Below are 13,136 nucleotides of genomic sequence, written 5' to 3' on the forward strand. Positions count from 1 at the left end.
GGTACCGGCCCGGCTGCGGCCGGGCAAACCCTACATACGACCACGGAAGTTGGTTGCGGGGAAGCGACTGCGTCACAACCCGGGGTAGGCGCGGGTCAGGCGCGCCTACCCCGGGCTGGGGGCGCGGCTGCCGGGATGTGTGGGAAGGGCATCCGGCAGCCGATATGGGGCCCCTTGAGTGGGCCCGTGGAGCCCGCCTCCCCCAGAGGGGTCCTTCTGGGGGAAGGCGGGCAGCTTGGTTATGCGGCGGTGCAGGTGACCGTGGCCGGGACTCCGTTGGTGGTGGTGTAGCTGCCGTTGAAGCCGAAGGCGGTGGTCGTGTCGGGGGAGAGGCTGCCGTTGTAGCTCAGGTTGGTGACCCTGACGTTGGCGCCGGTCTGGGTGTGGGTGCCGCTCCAGAGCTGGGTGATGGTCTGGCCGTTCGGGAAGGTCCAGGCCACCGTCCAGCCGGTGATCCCGACGGCGCCGCTGTTGCGTACCGTGACCTCACCGCCGAAGCCGCCGGGCCACTGGTTGGTCACCTTGTAGGTGGCCGCGCACGCCTTCGTGCCAGGGCTGGGGCTCGGGCTGGGCGAGGGGGAGGGGGACGGGGAGGGGCTGGGGGACGGGCTCGGCGACGGCGACGGGCTGGGAGAGGGGCTCGGCGACGGCGACGGGCTCGGGGACGGGCTGGGGGAGGGAGACGGGGAGGGGCTGGGGGACGGGCTCGGGCTGGGTTCGGCACCGGGCGGGTTGCCCCAGATCTTGGTGGTGCCCGCGTACAGGGTGATGTTGTTCACGCGGACCGGGGTGGAGCCGGGCGTGGTGGACACGCCGGTGTAGGACCAGTCGTTGGCCGGGTCCCACTGCTTGCTGCTGGCGATCCGGAACTGCACCTCACGCCGGTGCTGCGACTGCCCGGCCGGCGCGATGACCTGCCCGGTGCAGTTGATCGTCACGTAGTAGATCCGCCCGGAGAACTGGGTGACCCCACTCGGCGGCGAGCACTGGTTGTAGTTGGCGGTGATCGTGATGTCCGCGGGCTGGGTGTCCCCGTCCAGCGTGAAGTAGTACCGGAACGAGCCGTTGTTCAGCACCCGGGCCGGCCACCCCGACTGGTTCCGCACCATCGCCTTGATCTCGGTGAAGTTGGGCCCGGTGGCGTTGACCGACGCCTCCATGAAGATCTCGGCCGGGTCCGGCGTCTCGGCGACCGGGAAGTTGGCCAGCGGGGTCCCGCCGTACTCGCCGGCCAGGCGGGCCAGCGCGCTGGTGAAGCCGGCGTTGTAGTCGGTGGCCACCTCGTTCATCACGAAGTCGTCGCGCTTGTCGGTGTAGGCGTCGTTCGGGTCGGGCGGGCCGCCGACCAGGGCGCCGTACAGGACGTGCCGGGTCTCCACCGGGTTGGTCATCTGGTCGGTCCAGGAGCCGTGCGCGGTCCGGTGGTGCGGGTTCTTCGGCGGGTTGGCGCCGAACCCGATCACGTACGAGGAGTTGCGCGGGTTGTCGCCCAGCGCGTAGTCGATCTGCCGCTTGGCGAAGTCCTTGTAGCGCGCCTTCCGGGTGGCGTCGCTGATCGAGTCGCTGTAGACCAGCGCGGCGAAGGCGGTGTTGGCCGCGTACCGCAGCGAACCCCACCGGTCCAGCACGGCCTGGCCGCCCGGCGAGTACGCCACCCGCTGCCCGTTCACGCCGACCGTCCACCAGTCCAGCCAGCGGTTGGCGTCGTCCAGATACTGCTGCTTGCCGGTGAGCTTGGCCAGCAGCACGTACGCGCCGTAGGACTTGTCGTCCCAGGCGATGGTCCACTTGTAGGACTTGGTGGTGCTCTGCGGCTCGTTGCTGAGGTTGGCGTACCCGGCCTCGGCCTTGGCCAGGTAGGACGCCTCGCCGGTGGCCCGGTAGAGCCAGATCGCGCCCCAGACCAGCTCGTCGTTGTAGCCGCTCCAGGAGCGGTAGTAGCCGGCCGCGTCGGTGATGCAGTCGCTGTAGTTGCGCTTCACCGTCTCGGCGAAGGTGTAGAGCTGCCGGGCGTGGGTGAGCAGCCGGTCCGCGTACGTCGCGTCGGTGGGCCGGAAGACCATCGAGGAGGCGGCCATCGCGGCGGCCGTCTCCCCGGCCAGGTCGGCCCCGCCGCAGGTGGCGTCGATCTTGTACGACGGCCGGTTCATCTGCATCGCCTCGGCCGGACCCCACCAGGCGTGGTCGAGACCGCCGTTGCCCACCTGCCCGTACAGCACGTTCGCCGACGGGTGCGCCTTGATGAAGTAGTCGTTCACCCAGCGCAGGTTGTTCAGCAGGTGCGGCAGCTGGTTGCCGTAGGAGTTGCGGTATTCCACCGCCCCCCAGGCCAGCATGGTGGTGCTGAACGCCATCGGCAGCCCGAACTTGACGTGGTCGCCGGCGTCGTACCAGCCGCCGGTGAGGTCCAGGCCGACGTCCTGGCCGTCGGTGGTGCCCGAGTTGCCGCGCCAGCTGACGCGGTTCCAGCTGGGCAGCGTGCCGGACTGCTGGGCCTCGTAGAAGAAGATGGATTTCTGCAGGGCCTCGCCGTAGTTGAAGGTGGCGGCGGAGGCGGGGGTGGAGGGCTGGAGGGTTATCGCGGCGGCCAGGGCGGCCACCACGACCGGGATCGTACGGCGCATCGCACGGCGCATGGAAGCGTCCTTCAGTACGGGGGGTCAGGGGCGCGACAGCGGGTCAGGCGCCGTCGCGCCCCGGCTTCTGGGGCGGCCCCTCAGGGGAGGGGCCGCCGGGGGTGATCAGCCGTTCGGGAAGAGCCGCCCGAACTCGCCCAGTGCCACCGCCACGTCCACCTGCGCCCAGAAGCGGTGGTAGTTGAACGTGGGGGCCGGGCCGGTGCCCTTCAGGAAGGCGTCGACCTTGGGCCAGTCGGGGTCGTTCTTGTAGAACGAGCGGATCGAGATGAAGGTCGAGCTGGAGTTGATCGGGTCGCCGTTCGGCATCTTGCCGCTCCAGCCGGCCGGAACGTAGATCGGGTCGCCGATCCGGCTGTAGTCGTTGCGCGTCTCGGGAACCGAGACGCCCTTGGCGTCGGAGAACTTCCAGATGCCGTCCAGCAGCGCCTTGGCCATGTTCTTCGCGGCCGTGTTGTTGGCGCGCGCCGCGTAGTACATCAGGACCTTCGCGTACGACCCGGCCACACCGACGTCCGTGGTGTGGTCGGCGACCGTGACGTGCAGGTTCGGGTTGGCCGGCGGCATCCCGGTGGTCGAGGACCAGTCGCCGGCCGGCTGCCCGGTCCAGCGCAGGGTCGACGGGATCTGGTAGGTGCCGTCGGCGTTGATGGTGGTGTTCGCCATCGCCCAGGCGACCCACTTGTCGAGGATCGTCTTGGCGTCGGCGTTGCCGCTCGCGTTGTACAGGGCCGCCACGCGCTCCATCGACCAGGCCTGGAAGCCGAACCACTGGTTGGACGGCGGGTCGTGGTAGACCGGCTGCCAGTCGTAGGTCATGCCGTGGAACTTGGGCAGGCCCGCCGGGGGAGCCGCGTAGTGGCCCTCCCAGCTGTTGGTCGCGCCACCGCCGATCGCGCCTTCTGCCGACTGGAGCCACTTGTAGAACTGGAGCTGCCGGGTGAGCGAGGTCGCCCAGTCGGTGGCGCCGGTGGGGCTCTTCGGCTTCAGTTCGGGCACCGTGGACAGCGCCCACGCGGCCAGCGGGTTCTGGTAGCCGCCGTGGTTGTGGCTGGAGCCGATCCGCCAGGCCCAGCCGGCCGAGCTGTCGGTCGCGCCGCCCCAGGCGTAGTACCAGGAGAGCAGGTAGTTGGAGCTGTCCTTGCCGGTGCCGGCCGCGCAGGAGGTGCTGGTGCAGCCCGGCTTCTTGAAGTACTTGTCGTACATGCCGTACCGGAGGTAGTCACCCATCTTGGCGGCCTTGGCGACGGTCGCCGAGATCTGGGACTCCTTGCCCTGGGCCTTCGCCCAGGTCTGCGCCCAGTACGCCACCTGGACCGCGCGGGCGTCCGCGTCGGGGGCGTTGGTGTACTTCCACTGGCGGGCGTACGAGCCGTCCTTGATGAACAGGTCGAGGAAGCCGTTCGGGCCGCCGTGCTTGAAGGTGTCGCAGGACGGCTGCGGGATGGTCTCGAAGACCGACTCCTCAGGGCCGCGCTGGTAGGTGTTGATGTAGGCGGGCCTGGTGGTGCCGTCGCCGCAGCGGCCGAAGCCGTAGGTGTTGTCGACGTCGAGCAGCCAGTGCATGCCGTAGACGTCGCTGGTGCCGTACGCGGTCTTCAGCTCGTTGGCCAGCGGGTCCACGCCGACCGAGACACCCCCGTCGATCTGCGACGGGTAGCTGCTGATCGAGTTCCACTCACCGGCGTAGGTGGCCGGCTTGGACGGGTTGTAGAAGGAGTTGGTCGGCTGGTCGGCCGTGGCCGGGATGATGTACTTCTCCATTGAGGTCCAGGCCGCGTTGAACTTGCTCCAGTCGCCGGTGACCTGGCCGTACACGGCCTCCAGCCACAGGTAGTAGCTGTAGGCCTCGGAGGTCGTCTCGTGCCCGTGGTCCGGGGCCTCCACCAGCAGCGTCTCGACCGAGTGGTACGGCACGCCCTCCGGTGAGAAGTACCCGTTGGCCGGGTTGTGCAGCTTGTTGTAGAGCGTGGTGAAGCGCTGCACGTACTCGTTGGTGTTGCCCGCGTCGTCGTCGGCCTCGGTCGCGGTCAGCGTGGAGGCGAAGTAGAAGACGCCGCCGCCGGTGGCCGAGAACGTGAAGGTGGCGCTGCCGCTGACGGTGTCGGCGTCCTGGGCCGCGGAGATGGTGACGTTCTGCGCGGTGTTCCAGGTGGACGGCGTGAAGGTGAGCGTCGTGGGCGCCGCGGACAGGTCGGCGTCACCGCCGCTCTGCTTGGTGACCGTGACCGTCACGTTGGAGGTGGGCTGGAGAGAGAGCTTGACGCCCACCGTGGCGCTGCCGCCCTCCGGCACGACCAGCGAGGTCGTGGTCAGCGAGACGAAGCCGTCCGGCTGCGGGGACGGGCTCGGGCTCGGGCTCGGCGAGGGGCTGGGGCTCGGCGACGGGCTCGGGCTGGGGGACGGGCTGGGGGACGGGCTGGGGCTCGGCGACGGCGAGGGGCTGGGGCTGGGGGATCCGCCGCAGGTCACACCGTTGATCTTGAAGGAGGTCGGCTTGGGGTTGCTGCCGACCCAGGTGCCGTTGAAGCCCAGGCTCGTGGTGGCGTTGGTGCCGAGGCTGCCGTTCCACGGCATGCTGGTCGCGGTGACGTTGCTCCCGGACTGGGTCCAGTTGGCTGACCAGCCCTGGTCCATGCGCTGGTTCGCGTTCGGGAAGGTGAACCCGAAGGTCCAGTTGGAGATGGGGTCGCCAGTGTTCGTGATGTTGATCGAGGCGGTGAAGCCGCCCTGACCGGGGCTGGATGTCCAGTCATTCGATGTGTACGTGACGCTGCAGGACACGGCGGCGGAGGCGGGTGCCTGCGCCAGGCCGGTCAGAACGCCGGTGCACATCGCGATCACGGTCGCCCACACGACGCGTCTCCGCGTACGTGGGAGCGCTCCCGTGCCGACAAGTCGGGTGCGCATGGGTGCGGGGTCTCCAAAAAACGGTGGTGCAGCGTGGTGATGCACCAGGAATCATTGGTAAATGGGGGAAAGCCAGCTGGTAGTGCGGGGTTGGTGGCCATGGGATGAGGTGGATAATGGGAGCGCTCCCACATAGAATTGTGGGAGCGGCCCCCGCCCTGTCAATCATTCGTCGCCGGGCATTCACCGCGCGGGGTCACCGTCGTACGCCGGGCTGGACTTTTGCCGGGAGTCACACGGAACCCGCTTTTCCCGTACCTGAAACTTTCAGTTGTTACCCGTGGGTTTCACCCGCGTCGCAAGCGTGTGACCGGCCAATCCAGGGGTAGGCGCGTCTTCGAGCGGAACCTCGCGAAGGAGAGGGAACCGAGCAAAGGGAACCGAGGAGAGGAAAGCGGACCGATGGCCAAGGACCGAATGATGAACGAAGTCGTCGACCGGCTCCCTGAGCCGGTCAAGGACGCCGCCGACAAGGTGGTGGCCAAGGTCGCCGAGGTCGCCCCCGAGGTGAAGGAGACCGCCGACCGGATGGTCGCCAAGGTGGCCGAAGCCACGCCGGACAGCGTCAAGGAGACCGCGGACAAGGTGGCGGAGAAGGTCGCCGAGGTCACCCCCGACAGCGTCAAGCAGGCCGCCGACAAGGTCGCCGACGAAGCCCGCCGCCACCCTGGCATCGCGATCGCGGCCGGGCTGGCCGCGCTGCTCGTGGTGCGCCGGCTCTTCCGCCGCAAGCGGTGACGGGCGCGCTTCGCGGAGCTGAACAGATTCCCGATCCGCGGTGGTGTTGAGATTCGCGGTGCTGTTCAGCTTCGCGACGGTGCTCCGGTGAGCCGGTAGAGCAGGCCGGGCCGTCCGACGCCGCCGTACTGGGGCACCCGCCGGGCGACGCCGGTGTCGGTCAGGTGCTCCAGGTAGCGGCGGGCGGTCACCCGTGACACCCCGACCAGGACGGCGACCGCCTGCGCCGACAGGCCCTCGCCGGCCGCCCTGAGCTCGGCCACCACCGCCTCCAGGGTCGGCTGGGTCAGCCCCTTCGGCAGATGCGAGCGCGCGGGGCCGCGGAGCGCGGCGAGGGCGTCGTCCACCTCGCCCTGCCCGCTCGCCTCGCCGGAAGCGTCCACCGAGGAACGGAAACGCGCGTACTGCCGCAACTTCTCGCTCAGCGTGGCGAACGTGAACGGCTTGAGCAGGTACTGCGCCACGCCCACCGACACCGCCGACCGCACGACCGACAGGTCCCGCGCGGAGGTGATCGCGATGACGTCGCAGAGAATGCCCGCGCCCCGGACCGCCCGGCAGACCTCAAGCCCGTGCATGTCCGGCAGGTAGAGATCCAGCAGGATCAGATCCACGGGCTGCCGCCGCAGGAACCGCAACGCCTCCCCGCCCGACCGGACCACCCCGGCGACCCGGAAGCCCGGCACCCGCTCCACGTACACCCGGTTGGCCTCGGCGGTGATCTCCTCGTCCTCCACGACCAGTACGGAGATCATGCCGGGCTCCGTTCCGGCAGCGGGAGCCGTACCGTGAAGACCGCGCCCGCGTCCCCGGTCACCTCGATGGTGCCGCCCATGCGGCGCACGGCCTGGGCGACCAGGGACAGGCCCAGGCCGCGGCCGGTGCCCTTGGTGGTCCAGCCCCGCTCGTACGCCTCCTCGGCGGCGCCGGGGTCCAACCCGGGGCCGCTGTCGGCCACCCGGATCTCACAGACGCCGCCCGAGGCCCTGAGCCGCACCTCCACCCGCGCGGGCGGGGGCCCCGACATGGCCGCCTCCATCGCGTTGTCGATCAGGTTGCCGACGATGGACACCAGGTCGTGGGTGTCCAGGCCGAGGTCGTCGAGCTCGCTGTCCTCGCTGACGCGCAGGTCGACGCCGCGCTCGCCCGCCTGGGCCGACTTGCCCAGCAGCAGGGCGGCCAGCACCGGCTCCCGGACCGCGCCGACCACCCGGTCGGTCAGCTCCTGGGCGACCCGGAGCTCCTCGGTGGCGAACGCGATGGCCTGCTGCGGTTTGCCCAGCTCGACCAGAGTGATCACGGTGTGCAGCCGGTTGGCCGACTCGTGCGCCGCCGAGCGCAGCGCCTCGGCGAACCCGCGCTCGATGTCCAGCTGCCCGGTCACGGCCTGGAGTTCAGTATGGTCACGTAGCGTGACAACGGTGCCGAGGGAGCGAGTGCCCGATTGCACCACGGAGACGCTGACCACCAGCACGCGATCCCCCGTCAGGTGGATCTCGTCGGCGCGGTTCTCGCCGCAGGCCAGCAGCTCGGTGAGGGAGGGCGGCAGCCCGAGCGCGGTCACGTGACGACCCTCCGCGTCGTCGGGGAGACCGAGCAGCGCCCGTGCGCCATCATTACACAACGTGAGCACGCCCGCGCCGTCCACCAGCAGCAGCCCTTCGCGGACCGCGTGCAGGATCGCCTCGTGGTAGTCGTACATCCGGCTCAGTTCGGACGGCCCGAGGCCGCGCGTCTGCCGGCGCAGGCGGCGCCCCGTCAGGTAGGTGCCCCCGGCCCCCGCCGCCAGCCCCAGCAGCCCGGCCAGCCCGGCCTCCTCCACCTGATCCCGCAGCCGCCCGCTCACCTTCTCCACCGTGATACCGGCGCTGACCAGGGCTCTGACGGTTCCTCCCGAGTCGGCTACGGGGGTGATGGTGCGGACCGACGGCCCCAGCGTGCCGGTGTAGGTCTCGCTGACCGTCCGCCCGGCCAGCGCGGGCGCGATGGTGCCCAGGTAGCGCTTGCCGATCTGGTCCGGGAGACGGTGCGTGTACCGGATGCCGTCCGGCCTCATGATCGTGATGAAGTCCACCCCGGTGGCCGCCCGCACCTTCTCCGCGTACGGCTGGAGCGTGGCCGACGGGTCGGCCTCACCGAGCGCGGCGAGCACCGACGGCGCCGCGGCCACACTCACCGCCACCGTCCTGGTCACCCCTTCCGCGTCCTCCGCCACCAGATCACTGGCCTGGAAGTAGGCCATCACGCTACCGGCCACGACCGTCACCGCCACGACCACGATCTGGAGCACGAGCATCTGCCTGGCCAGACTCCACCGCCGCATGCGCGCTCACTTCCCCTCGGCGACTCCGGTGATGAACGAAATGTACGCAATGGTGACCTAGGTCACTCCCACGGCGCATATTCACTCAACCGACCATCCCAAACAACTGGCCATCCCCCAACAATGGAGAGTGAGCGCCATGCCCGCGCCATCGGCAGTCTCGCAGGCTACCGGCCCCGAGAAGCGGGACCGAACCCGCTACCTGTACCTCGCCGTCATTCTCGCCGTCTTCGCCGGGATCGCGGTCGGCTTCCTCTCCCCGGAACTCGGCAAGCAGCTCAAACCCCTCGGCACGGCCTTCGTGGCGCTGATCAAAATGATGATCAGCCCGATCATCTTCTGCACGATCGTGCTCGGCATCGGCTCGGTCGCCAAGGCCGCGAAGGTCGGCCGGGTCGGCGGCCTGGCCCTCGGCTACTTCCTGGCGATGTCCACGGTCGCCCTCGCAGTCGGCCTGGTCGTCGGCAACCTCGTCGACCCCGGCCAGGGACTGCACCTCACCGACGAACTCCGCCAGGCCGCCGAAGCCGAAGCCGCCAAGGGCGGCGAGGGGAACACCACCGATTTCGTGCTCGGCATCATCCCGGCCAGCCTGTTGTCGGCGTTCACCGAAGGCCAGGTGCTCCAAACCCTGCTCGTCGCCCTGTTCGCCGGGTTCGCCCTCCAGGCCATGGGGCAGCGGGCCGCGCCCATCCTGACCGGCATCGGCCACATCCAGCGGCTGGTCTTCCGCATCCTCGCCATGATCATGTGGGCCGCTCCGGTGGGAGCCTTCGGGGCCATGGCGGCCGTGGTCGGCGCGACCGGCGTGGACGCCCTCACCAGCCTCGGCGTCATCATGCTCAGCTTCTACGCCACCTGCGTGGTCTTCGTGTTCGCCATCCTCGGACCCCTGCTCTGGGTGGTCGCCCGCGTCAAGATCCTTTCCCTGTTCGGCTACCTGCGCCGCGAGTTCCTGCTGATCCTCTCCACGTCCTCCTCCGAGTCCGCGCTGCCCCGGCTGATCGCCAAGATGGAGCACCTCGGCGTCAGCCGTCCCGTCGTCGGCATCACCGTCCCGACCGGCTACTCCTTCAACCTGGACGGCACCGCCATCTACCTGACCATGGCCACCCTCTTCGTGGCCTCCGCCACCGGAGCGCCCCTCAGCCTCGGGGAGCAGCTCTCCCTGCTCGCCTTCATGATGATCGCCTCCAAGGGCGCGGCCGGGGTGACCGGCGCCGGCCTGGCCACCCTCGCCAGCGGCCTGCAGTCCCACCGCCCCGAGCTCGTCGACGGGGTCGGCCTCATCGTCGGCATCGACCGCTTCATGTCCGAGGCCCGCGCGCTGACCAACTTCGCGGGCAACGCCGTGGCCACCGTCCTGATCGGCAGCTGGACCGGAGAGTTCGACCGCGCCCGCGCCACCGAGGTCCTCTCCGGCCGCAACCCCTTCGACGAGACGACCCTCCTGGACGAAGACCACTCCCCGTCTCCGTCTCCGTCTCCGGCGGGGGAACCCGCCGGGGCGTCACAGGCCGCCTGAACAGGCCCTCGGCACCGCCCACTCACCCCAAGTGGTGCGGTGCCGAGGGTCGACCTCGTCGGTAAGACCCCGAGGGTTGACCTCGTTGATATGGCACCGAGGGCCGACCCGACCTCGGCGGCGCGGCGCCGGGGGCCGACCTGGCCTCCTTGGTGCGGTGCGACGGCTGACCGGACCTCGGTGGATGTCAGAGGGAGCCGTTAGGGTCGGGCGGGTGACCGATTGCCTGTTCTGTGCGATCGCCGACGGCGAGAAGCCCGCCCACGTCGTGTTCTCGGACGCGCTGGCGGTGGCGTTCCTGGACGCCCGGCCGGTCTTCAAGGGGCACGTTCTGGTGATCCCCCGCCTCCACGTGGAGACTCTCACCGATCTCGCTCCGGAGACGGTGGGCCCGTACTTCGCCCGCGTCCGCGCGGTCACCGGCGCGGTCGAGTCGGGCCTGTCCGCCAAGGGCTCGTTCGTCGCCCTGAACAACCGCGTCAGCCAGAGCGTCCCCCACCTGCACACCCACGTCGTCCCCCGCAACCCGAAGGACGGCCTGCGCGGCTTCTTCTGGCCCCGCACCAAGTACGCCGACGAGACCGAAGCCGAGTCCTACGCGGAACAGATCAGATCCGCCATCTCATTTCCTGGCCAGGAATAGGAGCTCGGCACCCAGATCGCGCTCGCAGACCGGCGAAGTCCGCTCTCACGTCCGTGGGGTGAACCAGGATCGCCACCTCGTCACCGGGCCCGGCCACGTCCGCTCTCACGTCCGTAGGGTGAATCGCCTGAGCCCGCCGGGCCAGGATGTACCGGAAATGTCGGGTGCGCGGGTAGGCTCCCCGCGTGGAACCGCTGGTGGCCGTGTTCGTGCTGCTGGGGCTGGTTGGGGTACCGGCCGCTGTGTTGTGGCGCGTGTTGCGCGGTCGGCGGGAGCTGGGGAGCGGTCCCGCCGAGCGGGCCACCTTCGAGACCCTGCACACGGCGTCGCTGGCTGCTCCGCTGCTCAGGGCCGGTCTGACCCAGGCGGGCGTCACGAAGGCGTCCCGGCATTTACGCCAGCTTCTCGGCACACCCGCCATCGCGATCACCAACGCGGAGGGACTGCTGGTCTACGACGGAACCGGCGACCACCATTCGCAGGACGCGTTCGAGCACGCCACGGCCACCCTGAAGGACGGCCGCACCCAGGTGCTCCAGTTGAACTGCGGCCTTCCTGAGTGCCCGATCCGGCATGCCGTGGTGGTCCCGCTGACCACTGACGATCGTGTGGTGGGGTCGCTGGCGGCATACGGGGATCATGCGTCGGCCGGGCTGGTGCGGGCGGTCCAGGAGGTCGCCCGGTGGGTGGACTCGCAACTGGAGCTGGCGGAACTCGACCGGTCCCGGACGATGCTGATGGAAGCCGAGGTCCGAGCGCTGCGGGCGCAGATCTCACCGCATTTCATCTACAACTCACTGACGACCATCGCCTCCTTCGTCCGTACCGATCCGGAGCGGGCGCGGGAACTACTCATCGATTTCGCCGACTTCACCCGATACTCGTTCCGGCGGCACGGCGACTTCACAACCCTGTCCGAGGAACTGCACTCCATCGACCGCTACCTCACCCTGGAACGGGCGCGTTTCGGGGACCAGCTCCGGGTGACCCTGCGCATCGCCCCCGAGGTACTCGCCGTCGCCGTCCCCTTCCTCTGCCTCCAGCCGCTGGTCGAGAACGCCGTACGGCACGGCCTGGAGAGCAAGCCAGGGGTAGGACGGATCACGATCATCGCCGAGGACGCCGGCGCCGAGTGCGGCATCTCGGTCGAGGACGACGGCCTCGGAATGGACCCCGAGCGGCTACGCCGGGTCCTGGCCGGCGAAGAACGGGCGACGGGGGTCGGCCTGGCCAACGTCGACGAGCGCCTCCGGCAGGTCTACGGGGACGAATACGGCCTGATCGTGGAGACGGGGGAGGGGGCCGGAACCAAGGTGACACTGCGGCTGCCCAAGTACCGGCCCGGGGTCAGCGCCCGTTAGAGCAGGTCCGCCAGGGTGAGGTCGCGGATGTCAGGGGAGTCGCGCGCGACGAGGTGATCGGCCGCGCCAGCCGTGGCCGGCTCCAACGGCGGGACGATGCCGAGCTTGGCGGCGTCGATCTGCTCGGCGATGAACTTGGCCACGCGGGGGCGGTCCGGGGGGACCAGGTCGGGAGAGCACCAGGCTTTGATGATGGCCTCTTTACGCAGGTCCTCGAAGGTCTCCCGGTGGCCGCGGAGCTTGGCCTCGATGGCACGGGCGATCAGGTCGGCCAGCTCGCGGGTGATGGGGTTCGGCAGTTCGGTACGGCATTCGATCCGGAGCACCAGATAGTCGATACCGGTCGGGCGGACGCCGTCCACGTGCAGCAGCCCGTCGGCGATCGTCAGTTCCCCGGGCGACTTGGGGGTGTTGAGGACCACCAGATGCCCCGCCTGCACCGGACGTCCACCTCCACCAGGCGCGAGCATGCTGAAACTGACCCCCAGAACCGGCTGCTCACCCGTGGCCTCAAGCACCGAATCCAGCCCGTCGGACACCTTCGTCGCGATCGACGCGGCCGTGGCCAGCGGCGGCCCCATCAGCCCCGCCAGCGCCCCGACCACCTGAACCGCCGCCCCCAACGGACCTCGGTCGGAGGCCCGGTACAACCCGGCCTGAACCCCCACCACTCCCGAGTTGTACGGCACTAGCGGCGACATCTGCTCATCCAGCCGAATCCCCGCCGCCATCCACACCGGCTTGCTCATCGTGCTGAAGGTGACCGCCTCGTCCCCGAGAAAGCCGAGCGTCACCCCGCCGTGCAACGCCGGATACCAGTCAACCCCCCACGAACGCCGGTCCGCCAGGAACCCTTCCGCCAGCCAGAGGCGTATGTAGCCCTGGTAGGGCACGAGCGGTCGCGAGTCCTCCTCCGGCAGGAACACCACGGTCACCTGCTCCGCCTGCGCGGAGAACCATCCGGCCACCCGCTGCCATACGCGGTTGCTTCCCATGAACG

General features: G+C 69.6%; 9 protein-coding genes. 4 read left to right on the top strand and 5 right to left on the bottom strand.

The window, feature by feature from the left end:
- Positions 1-239 precede the first annotated feature (239 nt).
- Both KIP79_RS27945 and KIP79_RS27950 read right to left on the bottom strand, forming a co-directional pair.
- Positions 240-2,636, bottom strand: coding sequence for a glycoside hydrolase family 9 protein (locus KIP79_RS27945; protein ID WP_214107909.1), 2,397 nt, complete (start codon positions 2,634-2,636; stop codon positions 240-242).
- A gap of 105 nt (positions 2,637-2,741) precedes the next feature.
- Complete coding sequence (locus KIP79_RS27950) at positions 2,742-5,492, bottom strand: glycoside hydrolase family 48 protein (RefSeq protein ID WP_308169926.1); 2,751 nt, start codon at positions 5,490-5,492, stop codon at positions 2,742-2,744.
- Positions 5,493-5,948: 456 nt separating this feature from the next.
- On the opposite strand from KIP79_RS27950, the gene KIP79_RS27955 reads away from it, so the two are divergent.
- Positions 5,949-6,284 carry a hypothetical protein gene (locus KIP79_RS27955; protein WP_214107911.1) on the top strand — a complete coding sequence of 112 codons (336 nt, stop codon included), beginning with the start codon at positions 5,949-5,951 and terminating at the stop codon, positions 6,282-6,284.
- Positions 6,285-6,349: 65 nt separating this feature from the next.
- Here the strand turns inward: KIP79_RS27955 and KIP79_RS27960 are convergent, their stop codons facing one another.
- Together KIP79_RS27960 and KIP79_RS27965 are read right to left on the bottom strand one after the other, a co-directional pair.
- Complete coding sequence (locus KIP79_RS27960) at positions 6,350-7,039, bottom strand: response regulator (protein WP_214107912.1); 690 nt, start codon at positions 7,037-7,039, stop codon at positions 6,350-6,352.
- Positions 7,036-8,607: a sensor histidine kinase gene (locus KIP79_RS27965; RefSeq protein ID WP_214107913.1), complete on the bottom strand. Its 1,572-nt coding sequence runs from the start codon at positions 8,605-8,607 to the stop codon at positions 7,036-7,038. Before KIP79_RS27965 ends, KIP79_RS27960 begins: the two co-directional genes overlap by 4 nt.
- A 139-nt stretch (positions 8,608-8,746) precedes the next feature.
- Here KIP79_RS27965 and KIP79_RS27970 point away from each other — a divergent pair, with 139 nt between their 5' ends.
- The 3 genes from KIP79_RS27970 (at position 8,747) to KIP79_RS27980 (ending at position 12,136) form a co-directional block, all read left to right on the top strand.
- Complete coding sequence (locus tag KIP79_RS27970; RefSeq protein ID WP_214107914.1) at positions 8,747-10,132, top strand: cation:dicarboxylate symporter family transporter; 1,386 nt, start codon at positions 8,747-8,749, stop codon at positions 10,130-10,132.
- 214 nt (positions 10,133-10,346) lie between these two features.
- Positions 10,347-10,775 carry an HIT family protein gene (locus tag KIP79_RS27975; protein WP_308169927.1) on the top strand — a complete coding sequence of 143 codons (429 nt, stop codon included), beginning with the start codon at positions 10,347-10,349 and terminating at the stop codon, positions 10,773-10,775.
- A 185-nt stretch (positions 10,776-10,960) separates the two neighbouring features.
- Complete coding sequence (locus tag KIP79_RS27980) at positions 10,961-12,136, top strand: sensor histidine kinase (protein WP_214107916.1); 1,176 nt, start codon at positions 10,961-10,963, stop codon at positions 12,134-12,136.
- Here the strand turns inward: KIP79_RS27980 and KIP79_RS27985 are convergent.
- The gene (locus KIP79_RS27985; protein ID WP_214107917.1) at positions 12,133-13,131 is read right to left on the bottom strand and encodes a hypothetical protein; all 999 of its coding nucleotides are present in this window, start codon (positions 13,129-13,131) and stop codon (positions 12,133-12,135) included. The two genes, KIP79_RS27980 and KIP79_RS27985, sit on opposite strands and share 4 nt — an antisense overlap.
- Between the last annotated feature and the right edge of the window lie 5 nt (positions 13,132-13,136).

Origin of the sequence: Acrocarpospora catenulata, from assembly GCF_018476525.1 — a bacterium.
Taxonomy (GTDB): domain Bacteria; phylum Actinomycetota; class Actinomycetes; order Streptosporangiales; family Streptosporangiaceae; genus Acrocarpospora; species Acrocarpospora catenulata.